At 67.4% G+C, this 17,158-nt stretch carries 18 protein-coding genes; 7 read left to right on the forward strand and 11 right to left on the reverse strand.

What is annotated here, in order from left to right; genetic code table 11:
* Nucleotides 1-106: 106 nt before the first annotated feature.
* A complete protein-coding gene (locus ACWW1C_RS08600) occupies nt 107-442 on the forward strand; it encodes a DUF732 domain-containing protein (protein ID WP_455983040.1) in 336 nt (111 codons plus the stop codon).
* 30 nt (nt 443-472) lie between these two features.
* Here the strand turns inward: ACWW1C_RS08600 and ACWW1C_RS08605 are convergent, their stop codons facing one another.
* Nucleotides 473-1,225, reverse strand: a complete 753-nt coding sequence (locus ACWW1C_RS08605; RefSeq protein WP_455983041.1) for an SDR family NAD(P)-dependent oxidoreductase — start codon at nt 1,223-1,225, stop codon at nt 473-475.
* A gap of 72 nt (nt 1,226-1,297) precedes the next feature.
* Here ACWW1C_RS08605 and ACWW1C_RS08610 point away from each other — a divergent pair, with 72 nt between their 5' ends.
* On the forward strand, nt 1,298-1,825 hold the full coding sequence (locus tag ACWW1C_RS08610) for a hypothetical protein (RefSeq protein WP_455983042.1): 528 nt from the start codon (nt 1,298-1,300) through the stop codon (nt 1,823-1,825).
* 8 nt (nt 1,826-1,833) lie between these two features.
* On the opposite strand, the gene ACWW1C_RS08615 is transcribed toward ACWW1C_RS08610, so the two are convergent.
* Nucleotides 1,834-2,556 (reverse strand): FadR/GntR family transcriptional regulator, encoded by a 723-nt coding sequence (locus ACWW1C_RS08615; RefSeq protein WP_455983043.1) that lies wholly within the window; start codon nt 2,554-2,556, stop codon nt 1,834-1,836.
* A 117-nt stretch (nt 2,557-2,673) separates the two neighbouring features.
* On the opposite strand from ACWW1C_RS08615, the gene ACWW1C_RS08620 reads away from it, so the two are divergent.
* Together ACWW1C_RS08620 and ACWW1C_RS08625 are read left to right on the forward strand one after the other, a co-directional pair.
* Nucleotides 2,674-3,177 (forward strand): gluconokinase, encoded by a 504-nt coding sequence (locus tag ACWW1C_RS08620; protein WP_455983044.1) that lies wholly within the window; start codon nt 2,674-2,676, stop codon nt 3,175-3,177.
* Nucleotides 3,174-4,571, forward strand: a complete 1,398-nt coding sequence (locus ACWW1C_RS08625) for a GntP family permease (protein ID WP_455983045.1) — start codon at nt 3,174-3,176, stop codon at nt 4,569-4,571. The genes ACWW1C_RS08620 and ACWW1C_RS08625 overlap by 4 nt, the downstream gene beginning before the upstream one ends.
* A 1-nt stretch (nt 4,572) precedes the next feature.
* Here ACWW1C_RS08625 and ACWW1C_RS08630 read toward each other — a convergent pair whose 3' ends face one another.
* The 3 genes from ACWW1C_RS08630 to ACWW1C_RS08640 all read right to left on the reverse strand — a co-directional run bounded on the left by ACWW1C_RS08630 (nt 4,573) and on the right by ACWW1C_RS08640 (nt 7,471).
* Nucleotides 4,573-5,634, reverse strand: a complete 1,062-nt coding sequence (locus ACWW1C_RS08630; protein ID WP_455983046.1) for an SAM-dependent methyltransferase — start codon at nt 5,632-5,634, stop codon at nt 4,573-4,575.
* A 128-nt stretch (nt 5,635-5,762) separates the two neighbouring features.
* Nucleotides 5,763-6,386: an MBL fold metallo-hydrolase gene (locus tag ACWW1C_RS08635; protein ID WP_455983047.1), complete on the reverse strand. Its 624-nt coding sequence runs from the start codon at nt 6,384-6,386 to the stop codon at nt 5,763-5,765.
* The gene (locus ACWW1C_RS08640) at nt 6,386-7,471 is read right to left on the reverse strand and encodes an S-(hydroxymethyl)mycothiol dehydrogenase (RefSeq protein ID WP_455983048.1); all 1,086 of its coding nucleotides are present in this window, start codon (nt 7,469-7,471) and stop codon (nt 6,386-6,388) included. Before ACWW1C_RS08640 ends, ACWW1C_RS08635 begins: the two co-directional genes overlap by 1 nt.
* A 112-nt stretch (nt 7,472-7,583) precedes the next feature.
* On the opposite strand from ACWW1C_RS08640, the gene ACWW1C_RS08645 reads away from it, so the two are divergent.
* Entirely contained in the window at nt 7,584-8,402 is an 819-nt protein-coding gene (locus ACWW1C_RS08645; protein ID WP_455983049.1) for a serine hydrolase domain-containing protein, read from the forward strand.
* A gap of 8 nt (nt 8,403-8,410) precedes the next feature.
* Here the strand turns inward: ACWW1C_RS08645 and ACWW1C_RS08650 are convergent, their stop codons facing one another.
* Nucleotides 8,411-9,829 (reverse strand): NCS2 family permease, encoded by a 1,419-nt coding sequence (locus ACWW1C_RS08650; RefSeq protein ID WP_455983050.1) that lies wholly within the window; start codon nt 9,827-9,829, stop codon nt 8,411-8,413.
* Nucleotides 9,830-10,022: 193 nt separating this feature from the next.
* On the opposite strand from ACWW1C_RS08650, the gene ACWW1C_RS08655 reads away from it, so the two are divergent.
* A complete protein-coding gene (locus tag ACWW1C_RS08655; RefSeq protein WP_061006284.1) occupies nt 10,023-10,538 on the forward strand; it encodes a DUF3145 domain-containing protein in 516 nt (171 codons plus the stop codon).
* 83 nt (nt 10,539-10,621) lie between these two features.
* Here ACWW1C_RS08655 and ACWW1C_RS08660 read toward each other — a convergent pair whose 3' ends face one another.
* Genes ACWW1C_RS08660 through ACWW1C_RS08670 form a run of 3 tightly spaced genes read right to left on the reverse strand, consistent with a single transcriptional unit; the run spans nt 10,622 to nt 13,874 of the window.
* Nucleotides 10,622-12,079: a flavin-containing monooxygenase gene (locus tag ACWW1C_RS08660; RefSeq protein ID WP_455983051.1), complete on the reverse strand. Its 1,458-nt coding sequence runs from the start codon at nt 12,077-12,079 to the stop codon at nt 10,622-10,624.
* Nucleotides 12,079-12,993: a patatin-like phospholipase family protein gene (locus ACWW1C_RS08665; RefSeq protein WP_455983052.1), complete on the reverse strand. Its 915-nt coding sequence runs from the start codon at nt 12,991-12,993 to the stop codon at nt 12,079-12,081. The genes ACWW1C_RS08660 and ACWW1C_RS08665 overlap by 1 nt, the downstream gene beginning before the upstream one ends.
* Nucleotides 12,990-13,874 (reverse strand): SDR family oxidoreductase, encoded by an 885-nt coding sequence (locus tag ACWW1C_RS08670; protein WP_455983053.1) that lies wholly within the window; start codon nt 13,872-13,874, stop codon nt 12,990-12,992. The genes ACWW1C_RS08665 and ACWW1C_RS08670 overlap by 4 nt, the downstream gene beginning before the upstream one ends.
* Nucleotides 13,875-13,989: 115 nt before the next feature.
* Here ACWW1C_RS08670 and ACWW1C_RS08675 point away from each other — a divergent pair, with 115 nt between their 5' ends.
* On the forward strand, nt 13,990-14,628 hold the full coding sequence (locus tag ACWW1C_RS08675; RefSeq protein ID WP_455983054.1) for a TetR/AcrR family transcriptional regulator: 639 nt from the start codon (nt 13,990-13,992) through the stop codon (nt 14,626-14,628).
* 14 nt (nt 14,629-14,642) lie between these two features.
* Here the strand turns inward: ACWW1C_RS08675 and ACWW1C_RS08680 are convergent, their stop codons facing one another.
* Complete coding sequence (locus tag ACWW1C_RS08680; protein ID WP_455983055.1) at nt 14,643-15,545, reverse strand: diacylglycerol kinase; 903 nt, start codon at nt 15,543-15,545, stop codon at nt 14,643-14,645.
* Nucleotides 15,542-17,122, reverse strand: a complete 1,581-nt coding sequence (locus tag ACWW1C_RS08685) for an FAD-binding oxidoreductase (protein ID WP_455984200.1) — start codon at nt 17,120-17,122, stop codon at nt 15,542-15,544. Before ACWW1C_RS08685 ends, ACWW1C_RS08680 begins: the two co-directional genes overlap by 4 nt.
* Nucleotides 17,123-17,158 lie beyond the last annotated feature (36 nt).

A 17,158-nucleotide genomic window follows, 5' to 3' on the forward strand; every position in this document is an offset into this window, starting at 1 on the left:
AGCGGATCGAACCAAATACGCGGCAGTTCAACGGGATTGAACGGGCGGCGACGATTGTTCAGGGAGCATGGGCAACATGGCAACCAGCACGAATAGACTCCGTCACATGAAGGCACGCACTCTGGTCGCAGTTGCGGGTGCCGTGGCGGCGGCAGTCACCATGGCGGTCCCGGCGCAGGCCGACCCCGACACCGATTTCGCCAACCAGCTGCACACCTACGGGATCTACGGTCCCAAGGACTACAACGCCTGGATCGGCAAGATCACCTGCCAGCGGCTCGACAACAACGTCGACCACAACGCCACCGACTCCGCGGCGTTCCTGAAGAAGAACCTGCCGCGCAACAGCAGCTCGGAGCAGCAGGTGTACCAGTTCCTCAACGCCGCGTTCGACACGTACTGCCCCGAGAAGCACGACCTGCTGGTCGCGCTCGCGCACTAGTCGTCAAGGTTGGCCCGGCCCGACCCGCGGTCAGGCCGGGCCTTTGCCGTTGTCGACGCGGTACACCGAGCCGTGGATCGCGGCGGCGTCGTCGCTGGCGAGGAACGCGATGACGTTCGCCACGTCACGCGGCTCCATGAAGCCGCGCGGTGCGGCGATCCGCATGATCAGGTCCCAGTCGGCATTATCGGGCGCCGCGAACTCGGTGACCTGCGCGGTCAGCATGCCACCCGGGCACACCGCATTGACGCGCAGTTTTTCCTTGGTGTACTCGACGGCCAGCGCCCGCGTCAGCCCGATCAGACCGTGCTTGGCGGCGCAGTAGCCGGCTGAATAGATCTCGCCTTCGACACCGGCGATCGACGAGACGTTGACGATGTTGCCGCCGTTTTCCAGCAGCTGCGGCAGCGCTGCCCGGGTCAGGTAGAACGGGCCGTTCAGGTTCACCGCGAGGTCGCGGTCCCAGTCGTCGTCGGTCATCGACAGGGTGTGCCGCATGACGTGGAATCCGGCGACGTTCACGAGCACGTCCAGCCGGCCGAATTCGGCGATGCAGTCCTCGACCGCCTGTCGGCAGGCGTCGGCGGTGCTGATGTCCACGGGCGTGAATGCGCCGCCGGGCGCGTCGCCGTAAGCATCGGCGAACACCGCCGCCATCCGCTCGGCGTCCCGCGCGATACCGAAGACCGACGCGCCGCGTTCGGCGAACACCTTGACCGTGGCTGCGCCCAGCCCGGCCGAAGCACCGGTGACCAACGCAACTTTCCCGCTGAGTGAACTCATACGGTGACTTTCTCACGCCGCGGGCGAGTCGCCTGCGATACTCGAGCGGTGAAAATGAAACGTGTTCTAGCTATGGTGTCGAGTCTCGGTTTCGCCACAGCGGGCGCACTCCTCGGGACGGCGACGCCGGCGCAAGCCGACATCCGGCTGCCCGAGGGCATCTACACCTTCATCCAAGAGGGCACGCCGATCAGTGTGTGGACCATCTATCCGGTTTGCGCTCCCACCGTTGGCGATCTGCGCAACAACATGGAACTGCCGGTCGGTTGCCTCGTGCACATCGGTAGCGACCAGTACGGCGGTACCTTGGGCGGCGACGCCCGCCAGACCGGCGGCGAGGGACACTGGATGTTCACTCAGACCGACCTCCAGGGCTTCACCTGCCCGGACGGCTCGAAGGCCAAGCTCATGGAGACCTACGAGTTCGAAGACGTCAACTGGACCGGTACCCGCACCACCACCAACAACGAACAGTGCGGCGTGCAAGCCTCGATGACGAAGAAGTCTTTCCGGCTGGAATTCCAGAAGCCGCTGCCGATTCCGGTGCAGCAGTACCCGTTGTTCTGTGACCCCAACGACGGCCTCAAGCGCTGCCGCTGACGGATCGATCAGTCCGAGTCCGGCTCATCGGCGACCGCGGCGGCGGCCTCGTCGATGATGGCGCGCATCGCGCGTTCGGCGCCGGCCTGGTCGCGCATCCGCACGGCGCGGGCCACCTCGTCGTGCAGCGCGATGGCCGCCGGATTGGGGGAGTCGGGCATCATGCCGTGGTGGGTGCGCCCCGCCAGGATCTCCGACACCACCGCATTCAGCGCGCGGAACATCTCGTTGCCGCTGGCCTCCAGCAAGGTCTGATGAAAGACCTTGTCCGCGAGCAGGTATGCCTCGAGATTGCCGTCGCGCCCGTGTACCGCCATGTCCGAGACCGCGGCGGCCATGATGCGGCACTGGTGTGGGTCGGCGCGCTCGGCGGCCAACGCGGCTGCCACGGGTTCGAATCCGCGGCGCAGCTCCGACAGCGACACCAGTTGGGCGGCCCGATCTCCGGACTCGAGTCGCCAACGAATCAGTCTGGGGTCGAACACGTTCCAGTTGGCCGCGGGCTGAATGGTGATGCCGACCCGGCGGCGTGAGGCGACCATGCCCATCGATTCGAGGACGCGGATCGCTTCCCGCACGACACTGCGGGACACGCCGTGTTGCGCGCTCACTCCTTCGAGGGTGATCACCTCGCCGGCGACGTACGCGCCGGAGACCACCGCGGTCCCCAGTGCGCTCAGCACGTTGTCGTGCAGAGCGCTGACGTTTGTCGAGGTAGCCACGCATAACATCCTGTCATAACTCCGTTGATCTGACTTAGAACTGATGTTTTCTGTAACCCTCTTGAAAAAGTATGACTTTTGAGTCACGCTGTGTGAGTCAAACCACAGTAAGGACGGGTGCAGAAGATGCCATCACCCATCGTCGTCATGGGCGTTTCAGGATCCGGCAAGTCCACGGTCGGAGCGGCGCTCGCGCAGCGGCTCCGCGTGCCGTTCGCCGATGCGGACGACTTCCATCCCGCGGCCAACGTCGCGAAGATGGCGGCCGGCCACCCGCTGAACGACGACGATCGCCGGCCCTGGCTCGAGACCCTCGGACAGTGGCTCGGGGAACACTGTGGCGACGGCGGGGTGCTGAGCTGCTCGGCCCTGAAGTACCAGTACCGCGTTCAGCTGCGCAGCCACTGCCCGGGCACCCGGTTCCTCCACCTGTTCGGTACTCCCGAGGTCATCGGCGCCCGGCAGGCCAGCCGACCCGGCCACTTCATGCCGGCGTCGCTGCTGGCCTCACAGTTCGAAACCCTGGAACCCCTGCGCGCAGATGAGGCCGGCGTCGTCATCGACGTCGGGCAGAGCATCGATTCGATTGTCGACGAATACATCTCACGCACCGTGGGCAGCCGCTCATGACCGCCGCCGTCACCTTCCTGGCCGACGCACCCAAACTCGTCGAGCCCGTGGCCTCGGCCACCCAGCTGATTCTGGCGTTCGTCGCCGGCATCGGTGTCATCGTCGTCCTCATCACGCTGGTCAAGCTGCACCCGTTCCTCTCTCTGATCTTCGGCGGCCTGACGGTCGGGCTGGTGGCCGGCGAGAATCTCACTGCCGTCCTTAAATCGTTCTCCGACGGATTCGGCGCCACGGCGGCCGGCGTGGGCATCCTGATCGCCCTCGGTGCCATGTTCGCCAAACTGCTCGCCGACTCCGGTGGGGCCGACGAGATCGTCGACACCATCGTCGGCGCCGCCTCGCCGCGCACCCTGCCCTGGGCCATGGCGCTGGTCGGCGCGATCATCGGGCTGCCGATGTTCTTCGAGATCGGCCTGGTGCTGCTGATGCCGGTCATCTACCTGGTGTCCCGCCGCTCACAGCAGTCGCTGATCACCATCGGCATCCCGGCACTGGCAGGCCTGTCGGCCATGCACGGTTTCGTGCCGCCGCACCCCGGGCCGCTGACCGCCGTCGGGCTCCTCAATGCGGACCTCGGCGTCACGCTCGGGCTCGGTGTGCTCGTGGCCGTCCCGACGATCGTCGTCGCCGGCCCGCTGTTCGGCCGGCTGGCCGGCAAGTGGGTTGTCGTCGCGGCCCCGGACACCTTCGACACCGATCCGGAAGCCCTTCGCGCACATGGCAAACGGCCGCGCTTCAGCGTCACCCTGTTCTCGGTGCTGCTGCCCGTCGCGCTCATGCTGGGCAAGGCGCTCGTCGACATCTTCATCGACGACAAGACGCAGTGGTTCCGCCGGATCTTCGACGCGGTCGGCACGCCGCTGGTCGCGCTGCTCATCGCCGTCGTGGTCGGCACCCTCACCCTTGGCCGGGGCGCGGGCATGGACCGCGCCGCGGTCACCAAGTGCATCGAATCCAGTCTGCCCCCGGTCGCCGGCATCTTCCTGATCGTCGCCGCGGGCGGCGGATTCAAACAGGTGCTGGTGGACACCGGCATCGGCACGATGCTGGCGCGCTGGGCCGAGGGTGTGCACATCTCCGTGCTCGTGCTGGCCTGGGTGCTCGCCGTCCTGATCCGGCTGGCCACCGGCTCGGCCACGGTCGCGACCATCACGGCGTCGTCGTTGGTCCTGGGTCTGGTCGACGGGTTGGGGACGGGCGAGCTGTCGCTGGTGGTACTGGCCGTCGGGGCCGGCTCGCTGTTCTTCTCGCACGTGAACGACGCGGGCTTCTGGTTGGTCAAGGAGTACTTCAAGCTCAGCGTCGGCCAGACGATCAAGACCTGGTCGATCATGGAGACCGTGCTCTCGGTGTCCGGTCTGGCCGTGGTCCTGATCCTCGATATCTTCGTCTAGCTCAGCGCAGCTGTTTCTGAACGACGATGTGCGCCACCGGAATCGGCATCGGCCGCGGTGCAGCGGACAGCAGGTCGAGCAGCGCCGCCGCCAAGGCATCGGCAAGCTGACCTCGGCGCGCCGGCTCGGCCGGGTCCAACGCCTCCAGGAGGGTGTCGAACACCGCCGCCCTCGTGAACCCGACCCAGCTCTTCGCGAAAGCCGTTGCGTCACCGTCGTTCTGGTATTGGAGCCAGAAGCGGTCCGGTTCATCGGTAACCGTCAGATGGGTGATCTGCAGCCGCTCGAAGCGACCCGACGGGGCGAACGGCGACCGGAAGTCGGCTTCGCTGCGGCCCACGATCGGCACGTGCATACGCCGCAGTTCGTCGGCGGTGACGAGCCGTTGCGCGTGCAACTCGGACAGCGCCTGCACGAGCCCTTCGAAAAGCGGCTCGAGACCGGGGCGGCCGTCGTCGTGCTGGCCCATGGTCATGACCACGAGGCGCCCGCCCGGACTCAACTCGCGGCCGCGGAACGCGATGAATTCATGCCAGTCGTGCGCCGCCTGCCGGGCGTACGCCGAGCGCACCTGCGCGTCTGCGCTGTAGGACGGCTGGACGTGATCGGGGATGACGGCAGGCAGACGGCTGAGCCAGTGGATGGCCCATGCCGACCAGCCCACGTGCACACCGTCGGCAGGCAGGATCTGGCCCAGATACGAGCGGCCCACCGCCGAAGCGAACGTGGCCCGGTCGGCGCGCAGATAACTGAACGGGTCGTCGCGCAACGTCCGGAACAGCGCGCTGAAATCGTTGTCAGGGATGTCGGTGTGCGTCACCACGATGGGGTGCTCGGGCCGGACGCGTTTGCGTAGGGCCGCGATACCCGCGCCGATGGGCAGCAGGCCGTTGTGCGCGTTGCCCGACCCGTACTCGGCGATCACCACGGGCTGTGGTGCCGACGGCAGCGGGACCTCGGCCGCGGCCTGCTCGAAAAGCTTTGTGGCCGTGCGGAGTCCGACGGTCTGCAGGCGCGAACTCCCGAGCGGGTCGGGCTGCACCACCACACTGGACTCGGGCATGTCTCACGGTAGCGCCGCTGGCTGTGTGGCGCGCTTCGAACGCCTTGGAATCAGTGGCCGCTGCCCGATTGGCAGCTCAGCTGCTTCTGCCCGATTGGCAGCTCAGCTGCTTCTGCCCGATTGGCAGCTCAGCTGCCGCGGGCCACCCATTCGTCGTAGTGGACCAGCTCCCCGCCGATGGTGGTGGTGTCACCGTGGCCGGTGTAGACGACGGTCTCGGCGGGCAGCTTGCCGAGCTTGTCCGAGATGGACGCCAGGATGGTCGGGAAGTCCGAGTACGAGCGGCCGGTCGCACCGGGGCCGCCGTGGAACAGGGTGTCGCCGGAGATGACCGCGCCCAGCTCGGGGATGTGCCAGCACACCGAGCCGGGGGAGTGTCCTGGCGTATGGATGGCCTTGATCTCCAGGCCGCCGACGGTGAGCGCCTGGTCGTCGTCCACGGTGTGGAAACGGTTGTCCGGGTGGACATCCCGCCACAGCATCTCGTCGGCCGGATGCAGCAGCACCGGAGCGTCCAGGGCCGCGGACAGCTCCGGGGCGACGGTGATGTGGTCGTTGTGGCCGTGCGTGCAGACCACCGCGACGACGTTGCGACCGGCGACCGCCTCGATGATGGGTGCGGCGGTGTGGGCGGCGTCGAATACGACGACGTCTTGATCGTCGCCGACGAGCCAGATGTTGTTGTCGACGTCCCAGGTGCCGCCGTCGAGGCTGAAGGTGCCGCTGGTGACCACCCGCTGTATGGCGACCATTAGAGGATCACCACCGATCGCAGCACCTCGCCGGTGTGCATTTTGTGGAAGGCGTCTTCGATCTGGTCGAGGCTGATGCGTTCGGTGACGAATTTGTCCAGTGGGAGGCGGCCTTGCAGGTAGAGGCTGATGAGGGTGGGGAAGTCGCGTTCGGGTAGGCAGTCGCCGTACCAGGATGATTTGAGCGCCCCGCCGCGGGAGAAGAAGTCGACCAGGGGCATTTCGAGGGTCATGTCGGGGGTGGGAACACCGACGAGGACGACGGTTCCGGCGAGGTCGCGGGCGTAGAACGCTTGTTTCCAGGTTTCGGGGCGGCCGACGGCGTCGATGACGACGTCGGCGCCGTGACCGTCGGTGAGGTCGGCGATGGTGTCGACGGGGTCGAGGTCGCGGGCGTTGATGGTGTGGGTGGCGCCGAATTCGCGGGCCCAGTGCAGTTTCTTGTTGTCGGTGTCGACGGCGATGATGCGTTTGGCGCCGACGAGTGCGGCGCCGGCGATGGCGGCATCACCCACACCGCCGCAGCCGATGACCGCGACGGTGTCGTCGCGGGTGATGTTGCCGGTGTTGATGGCGGCGCCGATGCCGGCCATCACGCCGCAGCCGAGCAGGCCGGCGACGGCGGGGTCGGCTTCGGGGTCGACTTTGGTGCATTGGCGTTCGTGGACGAGGGTTTTGTCGGCGAAGGCGCCGATGCCCAGGGCGGGGGTGAGTTCGGTGCCGTCGGTGAGGGTCATTTTCTGGGTGGCGTTGAAGGTGTCGAAGCACAGGTGGGGGCGGCCGCGTTTGCAGGCGCGGCATTCGCCGCAGACGGCGCGCCAGTTGAGGATGACGAAGTCGCCGGGGGCGACGTGGGTGACGTCGGTGCCGATGGATTCGACGGTGCCGGCGGCTTCGTGGCCGAGCAGGAAGGGGTATTGGTCGTTGATGCCGCCCTCGCGGTAGGTGAGGTCGGTGTGGCATACGCCGCAGGCGATGATGTCGACGACGACTTCACCTGGGCCGGGGTCGGGGATGACGATGTCGACCAGCTCGATGGGCTGTTTCTTGGTCCGGGAGATCACACCACGCACTGTCTGACTCATGGCTATAACCTAATGCCTCCGCGCATAGTTGGAATGGTGTCCATACAAATGTCTGGTTAACGGCGCCTCGGCCTTCACCCGCCGACATTGCGGACTATGACATGGTCGTGACGTGACCGCACTCGAGCTGTTGGATTCCTGGCCGGTACCGAACGCCGCGGCCGCGGTGGTGTCGCCGGTGGGACTGCTCGCCGCGCACGGACCCGTCGACCGAGCGTTCCGGCTGGCGTCGGTGACCAAGCCGCTGGTGGCCCGCGCCGCGCAGATCGCGATCGAAGAGGGCGTCGTCGAACTGGACACCCCGGCCGGCCCACCCGGATCGACGGTGCGGCACCTGTTGGCGCACACCTCGGGGCTGGCGATGCAGACGCCCGACGCCATCGCCGCGCCCGGCACCCGGCGCATCTACTCCAATGTCGGGTTCGCGGTGTTGGCCCAGGTGTTGCAACACGAGTCCGGTATCGAGTTCGGGCAGTACCTGCGGGAAGCGGTGTTCGAGCCGCTCGGCATGGCCGACTCGGATCTGCCGGGGGGCGCGGATACCGCCGGCTACGGCGCCTGGTCGACGGTGACCGACCTGGTGGCGTTCGCCGGCGAGCTGCTGCGTCCGGCGCTGGTGTCGACACCCATGCACGCCGACGCGATCTCCGTGCAGTTTCCGGGCCTGGACGGCGTCCTGCCGGGGTTCGGACCGCAGCGTCCCAACGACTGGGGTCTCGGCTTCGAAATCCGGGACGGCAAGAGCCCGCACTGGACGGCAGCGGGCAACTCAGGGCGCACGTTCGGTCACTTCGGCCAGTCAGGGACGTTCGTGTGGGTCGATCCGGAGGTGAACCTGGCGCTGATCGTGCTCACCGACCGCGATTTCGGGGACTGGACGCACACGGTGTGGCCGGAGGTGTCCGCCGCCGTCCTGCGAGAGTTCGTCTAGCCGGCGGCTCAGCGGGCGACACCGATCATGCTGTCGATCCAGCCGCGTGCGAAGAACAGCAGGAATCCAGCAGCGACGATCCACAGCAGCGGGCTGATCTCCTTGATGCGGCCCGACGCCGCGCGCAGCACGGCCCAGGCGATGAAGCCGACGCCGATGCCGTTGGCGATCGAGTAGGACAGCGGCATGACGGCCACGGTCAGGACCACGGGCAGTGCCACCGAGAAATCGGAGAAGTCGATCTCACGCAGCACCGAGACCATCAGGGTGCCGACGATCACCAGCGCGGCGGCCGCGACCTCAGTGGGCACGATCTCCGTCAGGGGCGTCAAGAACATTGCGGCCAGGAACAGTCCACCGGTCACCAGACTGGCCAGACCGGTGCGGGCACCTTCACCGATGCCGGTGCCGGATTCGACGAACACCGTGTTGGACGATGCCGACACCGCGCCGCCGACGACCGCGCCGGTGCCTTCGATCACCAGCGCCGATTGCAGGCGCGGGAAGTTGCCGTGCTCATCGGCCAAACCGGCCTGCCGGGACAGGCCCGTCATGGTGCCCATGGCGTCGAAGAAGTTGGTGAACAGCAGGGTGAACACCAGCATCAGTGCGGCGATGGCGCCGATCCGGTCGAAGCTGCCGAAGTCGACGTGGCCGATCAGCGACAGGTTCGGCACCGCGATCGGGGAACCGGACAGCGTCGGGACCGACAAGCTCCAGCCGCCGGGTTTCTCCGTGGCCGAGCCGAGATGCCAGATCGCTTCGATGATGGCGGCGAGCACGGTCCCCGAGATCAGGCCGATGAGGATGCCGCCGCGCACCTTGCGGGCGACCAGGACACCCGAGACCAGCAGGGTGAACACGAAGACGAGGGTGGGGATCGCGCGGACCGAGCCCGTGCCGCCGGCGCCCAGGCCCAGCGGCGGCGACGGATGCCCCGTCGATGCGACGAAGCCGGCGTTGACCAGTCCGATGAACATGATGAACAGGCCGATGCCGGCGGTGATGGCCAGTTTCAGCGGCATGGGCACCGCGTCGAAGATCATGCGCCGCAGGCCGGTGACGGCCATCGCGACGATGATGAGGCCTTCGATGACGACCAGCCCCATGGCTTCCGGCCAGGTCAGGACGCCAACCACGGAGCTGGCCAGGAACGAGTTGATGCCCAGCCCGGCGGCGAATGCGAAGGGGAGCCGGGCGACGACGCCGAACAGGATCGTCATGGCGCCGGCCGCCAGTGAGGTCACCGCGGAGACCTGGTTGAACGCGAGCTTGTGCCCGGCGATATCGGCGGTGCTGGACAGGATGATCGGGTTCAGCACGATGATGTATGCCATCGCGATGAAGGTCACCGCGCCGCCGCGCAGTTCGGCGGCGACGGTCGAGCCGCGCGCGGAGATCTCGAAGAACCGGTCCAGGGCAGTCACCGTTAGAAGATAGATGGCCTGCGCTGTCTCGCGCGGCAAGCCCGGATTCTGAGGCCGTCCTGAGAGATTGCGCGACAGACTAGCGCAACAGGGGTCTCACGCGGCACAATAGACACGCACTAAACAACTGCAACATTTCAGCAACACCAGGTCGTTGGGGAAGACGTCCCTCGTGGAGCTGAAGGAGCAGATTATGCGTGCGTCGAACCAACTCGCCGACGCGACGACGGGCGTGGTGTATATCCATGCCTCTCCCGCGGCGGTGTGCCCGCATGTGGAGTGGGCACTTTCGTCGACTCTGTCGGCGCGGGCGAACCTCAAGTGGACGCCCCAACCTGCCATGCCCGGTCAGTTGCGCGCCATCACCAACTGGATGGGGCCCGTCGGCACCGGAGCCCAGCTCGCCAGCGCCTTGCGCTCGTGGTCGGTGCTGCGCTTCGAGGTGACCGAGGACCCGAGTGCCGGCGTCGACGGACACCGCTGGTGCCATACCCCGACCCTGGGTCTATGGAGCGGTTCGATGAGCGCCAATGGTGACACCATGGTCGGCGAGCAGCGCCTGCGCACCTTGATGGAGGGCGGAGCCGACATGCTCGCCGCCGAACTCGACACGGTGCTCGGCACCGCCTGGGACGAGGCCCTCGAGCCGTACCGTGGCGGCGGCGCCGAGGTCGGCGAAGTCAGCTGGCTGAACCGCGGCGTCGGTTAGTTCATCCGAGATGCCGTCGGTCCTGCGCTCAGGGCGACATTTGTCGAGTGGACAAGGCCATAGGCGCAGGATCAACGGAGACCTCAGCTGACCCGGTAGTGCTCCGGTTCGGGTTCGCTCAGCATGCGGGTGATCGTGCCGACGTCGAACGGCCACAGGTCGATCGTGCCGCCCTCGCTGAAGTACCAGGAGTTGCAGCCGGTGTTCCACACCGTCGGCTCCATGGCCTCGACCGCCGCGGCGTTGAACTCATCGGTGGCCGCCTCGGTGACCTCGACCTCGTTGACCTCACCGCGCTCGAAGCGCTTGAGCCACTTCACGATGTACCGCGCGGTGAGCTCGGCGGTGTACTGCAGAGAGATCGACCCCGTGGGTGAGTTCGGGCCCAGCACGGTGAACAGATTCGGGAACCCCGGAATCGCGGTCATCCGGTAGGCACGCGGGCCTTTGACCCACGCGTCGTCGAGGGTGACGCCGTCGCGCCCCACCACTTGCATCGGTCGCATGTAGTTGTGCGCCTGAAAACCGGTGGCCAGCACGGCGATATCGATCCGGTGGTGTTCGCCCTCGGTGGTGCGGATACCGGTGGGGGTGAATTCGGCGATGCGGTCGGTGACCAGGTGGGCGTTCGGGGCCGTGATCGCCTTGTAGTAGGTGCCCGACAGCACCTGCCGCTTGCACAGCGGTTGGTAGTCGGGGGTGAGCTCGGCGCGCAGCTTCGGGTCGCGGATCTGGGCCCGCAGGCTGAGGCGGGCGTACTGCTGTACCAGCTTGCGGCGCCAGGTCGGCTTGGTCACGATGTCGACGAGGACACTCGAGCCCCAGAGCGGAATCCGGTTGGCAATGGACTGATGCAGCGTCGGCATGGCGCGCAGCAGCGCCGTGAGTGCGCCCAGTTGCGGGAGTTTCATCGGTGCCCACAGCATCCATTGCGGCGAGCGCGCAAAGTGCAGCAGCTTGCCCGCTTCGGGCTGTAGCGCCGAAACCACCTGCACACCAGTGGATCCGGTGCCGATCACGGCGATGCGTTTGCCCGCGGTCTCGAGTTCGGCATCCCAGCGTGCGGTGTGCACGACGGTGCCCTCGAAGGAGTCCATGCCCGGGATGTCCGGCGTGAACGGGTGGTGCAGGACGCCGGTGGCGCAGATGACGAAATCGGCTGTCAGCGTGTCGTTCTCGGTCGTGACGGTCCAGGTGCGCGCGTCCTGGTCGTAGTGCAGCGCCGTGACCTCGGTGTTGAGCCGCAGGTGGTTGTCGAGGCCGAACCGCGCGACGACGTCGCGGTGATACTCCTGAATCTCCTGGCCGCCCGCCCAGATGTGGCTCCAGTCGGGCTTGGGGGCGAAGGCGAACTGGTAGATGTGCGACGGCACATCACACGTCAGTCCGGGGTAGCGGTTCCAGTGCCAGACGCCGCCGACGTCCGAACCCTTCTCCAGGATGGTGAAGTTGGTGAACCCGGCCTGCTGGAAGGTGTACGCCGAGGCGATCCCGGCGACGCCGGCGCCGATGATGACGATGCGCGGATCACGTTTGCTCATCAGGACTCCCAAGCTCGACGCACCGTCTTCGGTGCGGTGGTCATAGCGGATTCGAACGCCGCGCGCCGCTTGCTGCGCAGCATGAAGTTGGCGCCGAGGCCGGCCAGATCGGCGGTGTCCGGTCGGATCACCACGACCTCGATGCCGCGAGCCCGCGCGGCGGCGATCTCGGCATCCAGCACCCTGGACATCGGGCGGCGGAGCAACCGGTCTTCGATGATGCCGCCCAATCCGGGTGCGCGAACGCCACTTTCGGAGGCCATCGGGGTGATGACGTAGATCAGGTCGGCATCGTCGTGGCTGATGAGGTCGACCGACGCCGTGGATGCGGCGCCGCCGTCGACGAACTTGCGGTCGCCGACGCTGACCGGCGGCATCCAGCCGGGGACGCCCCACGAGGCCCGGAGTGCCTCACCCGCAGTGGCTTTCGGTGCGCCCGGTGCGCCGAAAGCGACCCGCTCGCCGCGTTGATAGTCGAATGCCACCATGCGGGCTCCCGGATGATCCAGCCAGCCGGACTTGTTGGCGAATCCAGAGGCCAAGCGCTGCAACCAGTCCGCGTTGCCGCGGCCGGTCGGCGCGATCCCGGTCGCGGCCGCCAGGCCACTCTGACTCCGTAGCAGCGCGGGGTTGAGCAGGCGGGGCGCCGGCAGGGGCGGCAGGCTCGGCGGCGTTGCGTCGATATGCCGGCTCAGACGCTCGTCGGCGCTGGTGCCGCGGTGCATCGCCACCAGGTCGTCGACGGACGCGCCGCCGCCCAGCATCGTGACGATCTCGGCACCCGCTGACGTGCCCTGCAACACCGAGGCGTCGCGCGGATCCCAGCCCGTCTGCTCCCGCAATGCGTGCAGCGCCGCGACGATCCACGCGCCGCCGATGGTGCCGCCGCAGCCGATGGCCAGCGCCCGCTTCATGCGTTCAACTCCGAATCCGATTCGGCGGCATGTTCTTTCGACTGTCGCTCGATCCGGTCCAGGTAGGCCGACCGGCCGACGGGATCCAACGCCGTCAGGGCCCGTCGGTCGTCGATGAGCGAGCGCGCCACGCGTTGGACGAACTCGGGGACCAATGCGTCGACCAGTGCCCAGCCGGGTGCCACCCATTCGGGTACCGATGTGCGGGCGGCTTTGGTGCGCAATGTCTTCAGGATCGCCTGTGCGACGTCTTCGGGGTCGACGGTCGGCATACCGCCGCCGAGCTGGACGCCGGAGGACAGTTCGGTACGCACCGCCGAGGGCAGTACCGCGCATACGGTGACGCCGGTACCGGCGTATTCGGTCCGCGCCGCCAGTGATGCCCCGACCGCGGCGAACTTGCTGGCGTTGTAGGTGACCATGCCCGGGACGGGAATCATGCCGGCCATCGAGGCCACGTTCACGACATGGCCGCCACCGTGGGTGACCATGGCGGGGATCACCGCCCGCATGCCGTTCAGCACGCCTCGGACGTTGACGTCGAGGATCAGGTCGGTCGTGGACTCGGCCTCGGACTCGAATGCGCCGAGGGGCATGACGCCGGCGTTGTTCACCAGGATGTCGACGCGGCCGGATTCTTTGCGGACGTGTCCGACGAACTCGTCCCACGATTCGCGTTGCGTGACGTCCAGTCGCGCACTGCGACAGCGGGGGATATTGCGCGCCGTCTGCTCGGCGATATCGGCGTCGACATCGCCGAGCCATACATTCGCGCCGTGTTGCGAGAAGAGTTCGGCGGTCTTGGCGCCGATGCCCCTGGCGCCTCCGGTGATGATGACGGTGGCTCCGTCGATTGGCTTTGAGCGTCGTGCTAGCTGCATCGATAGCCTCGAATCTGCTGGTAGGAGCCATGCTGGCTCGTTCGAATACCTACGGTATCTGAATACTCTCGGTAAAGCCAGTACTCGCGGTATCGCAATCCATTAATATCAACCCATGCCGCGGTTGACCAGGGTGCAGCGTCAGGAGCAGACGCGCGCCGAACTGCTCGACGCGGCGAAGGCGCGCTTTCTCAAGCATGGATATGCGTCCACCAGCCTGGAAGACATCGCCGACGACGCCGGCTACAGCAAGGGCGCCGTGTATTCGAACTTCGGCAGCAAGCCCACGTTGTGCCGCGAGGTGCTGGAGGCAATCCACCGCGAGAAGTTCGCCGAGATGTCAGAACTGGCGATGTCCGACGCCGACGTCCCGGGCCGGGTCGAGGCGGTGAACGCCTGGCTGGAGCGCACCGCCGGTGACGTGGGCTGGACGATGCTGGAACTCGAATTCGTGGTGTTGTCGCGTAACGATCCCGAGTTGGGGCAGATGATCACCGATCTGCGCAACGAAGCGGCCCAGATGGTCGTCGAGGTGTTGCGGTCGCTCTCGACTGACCTGGGGCTCGGTGAAGAACAACTGGTCGCTGCCGGCGTGATCGACAGTCTGGAAGACATCGGCAACCTGTTTCTCAGCGCCGGCATCGGGCTCGGTATTCAACGTGCGGTCGATCCGACACTGCCGGCCCGACCGGTCACCGGTGCCATCACCCGGTTGATGAATCTGCTTGCGCTCCTTGCGGCTACGCAGGACTGAAAATTGCCGCCGCGCTACGGAACCAGGACCCGCAACGCGTTCGGCACCGCGGACACCGTCACCGGCAGCGGGCACACGAATTCGCCGTCGGCATAGGCGTTTATCCCGGGCACGTCGATGGTGACGGTGCGGGCCCGCCTCGTGGTCACCTCGTCGAGGTGGACATGCGTGCCCTTGAACACCGTCGGGAACAGGCGGACCAACCTGAACCGCGATTCCGAGGCCGCCATCGTGATATCCAACAGGCCGTCGTTGAGGTCGGCGCCAGGGCAGATCAGCATGCCCCCGCCATAGCTCTTGCCATTGCCGAAAGTCGCCAGTGTCACGGGCATTTCCTGTTCAGGACCGCCGTCGAAACTGACCCGGGCCGTATGCAGCCGCAATTGCGACAGCTCGACCAGCATCGCCGCGTTGTACCGCATCCGGCCGCGTGGCCACGTCATCCGGTTGGCGCGATCGGTGACCAGCGAGTCGAATCCCGCCGACATCACCGTGCCGAACCAGCGCACGGTGCCGTCGGCGCCCTCGATCCGGCCCAGGTCGATGGTGCGGGTGCGGCCCGTCGCGATGATGTCCGCGGCGGCGTCCGGGTCGTCTCGCGGAATCCCGAACTCGCGGGCGTGGTCATTGCCGGTTCCGGCGGGGATGATGCCGAGCGGCACGTCGCCCTGCGCAAGTGCTTGCAGCGCAAGGGAGATGATGCCGTCGCCGCCGGCCACCACGACCGCGTCGGTGCCGTGGTCCAGTGCCTCGTCGAGCAGTCGGCGGGCATGGGCCGCGTCGGACCCGATCAGCTCGACCACGTCGACACCGCGCCGTTGCAGCCGGACGACGGCGCGCTGTGCCGCCGCAGAGCCCCGCCCCTGGCCGGATGCGGGGTTGGTCAGCAAGGTAACCCGCTGGAGCGTGCCTGTCACGGGATCAGCTTGCCAGGGTTGAGGATTCCGCCGGGATCGAGCACGCTCTTGACGGCGCGCAGCACCTCGACGCCCAGGTCTCCGACCTCGGCCGTCATCCACGGCTTGTGATCGGCGCCGACGGCGTGATGGTGGGTGATGGTGGCGCCGCAGCGGACCATCGCCTCGGAAGCCGCGGTTTTCGCCTTGCGCCACTGCTCGATGGGGTTGCCGCGCTGGCCGGCCACCACCGTGAAGTACAGCGAGGCACCGGTGGGGTAGACGTGGGAGATGTGGCACATCACCAGAGCCGGTGTGCCGCTTTCCTGTAGCGATGTCGTCAGCGCCTCGGTGACGGCGGCCTTCAGCGCCGGCACGTTGGACCACGTGGTTGCGGTCTCCAGGGTCTCGCACAGGGCGCCCGCCGTCAGCAGCGAGTCGCGCAGGTACGGGGCGCCGAACCGGCCGTGCTGCCAGGCTCGGGCCGGTGCCTCGCCGAGCGAGGTGCCACCCTGGGCGGCCAGCAGTGCGCGGGTTTCGTCGTGGCGGCTCTCGGTGTGCGCGGCCGAACCCTCGAACAGCGTGATCGCCAGGCAGCCGCCGGTGTTGGTCTGCTCGCCGATGCTCTCGGTGGTGGCCAGGTTGATGCCGGTCTCCACCTCGTCGGACAACCGGATGACTGTCGGGCCGGTCCCGGTCTGGACGACGGCGCGCAAAGCCGCTGCGCCGGTGGCGAAGTCGGGGAAGGACCACGCTTCGTAGCGGGTCGTCTCGGGCACGGGATGCACGCGCACCCGCACCCGGGTGATGACGCCGAAGGTGCCCTCCGAGCCGACGATCAGCTGCCGCAGGTCGGGGCCGGCTGCCGAGGCGGGGGCGCGGCCCAGGTCGAGGACGCCGGCGGGGGTGACGACCGTCAGGCCGCGCACCATGTCGTCGAACCGGTTGTAACCGGCGGAGTTCTGGCCCGACGACCGCGTCGCGGCGAACCCGCCGATGGTGGCGAACTCGAAACTCTGCGGGAAGTGGCCGAGGGAAAAGCCCTCGGCGCCAAGGAGTTCCTCGGCCTGCGGGCCGGTGACGCCGGCCTCGAGCTCGGCCTCGCCGGACTCTTTGTCGAGGGCCACCAGCCGGTCCAGGCGGCGCAGGTCCAGTGACACGACGGCGTTGAAGCCGGTACGGGTCGGGTCGAGTCCGCCGACCACGCTGGTGCCGCCGCCGAACGGGACCACTGCGATGCGGTGCTCGGTGCAGTACCGCAGGACTCGCGCGATCTCGCCTTCGGAGCCGGGCAGCAGGATCGCGTCCGGTGCGTCCTGCTCGCCAGTATCCTTGCGGCGCAGCAGGTCCAGTGTCGACTTGCCGCCGGCCCGCAGCAGGCGGTCGTGATCGTCGGTGCGGCAGAACTCGTCGCCGACGATGGCGGCCAGCGCGACGCGGTCGGCGTCCGCCAGTGCGGACGGGCGCAACGTGACCTGGTCGGCCTCGAGCTCCTCTGCCGCGGCCGCATCGATACCCAGGGCCGCGGTCAGCAGGCCTCGGATGCCGTCGGACAGTGGCTTGGCTGCCGCGGGGTCACCCCAGGCGTTCCACTTCATCGGCGGTTCGAGGTGGTCACGTGTAGCGGTCATGCG

It is taken from the genome of Mycobacterium sp. HM-7 (assembly GCF_053852335.1).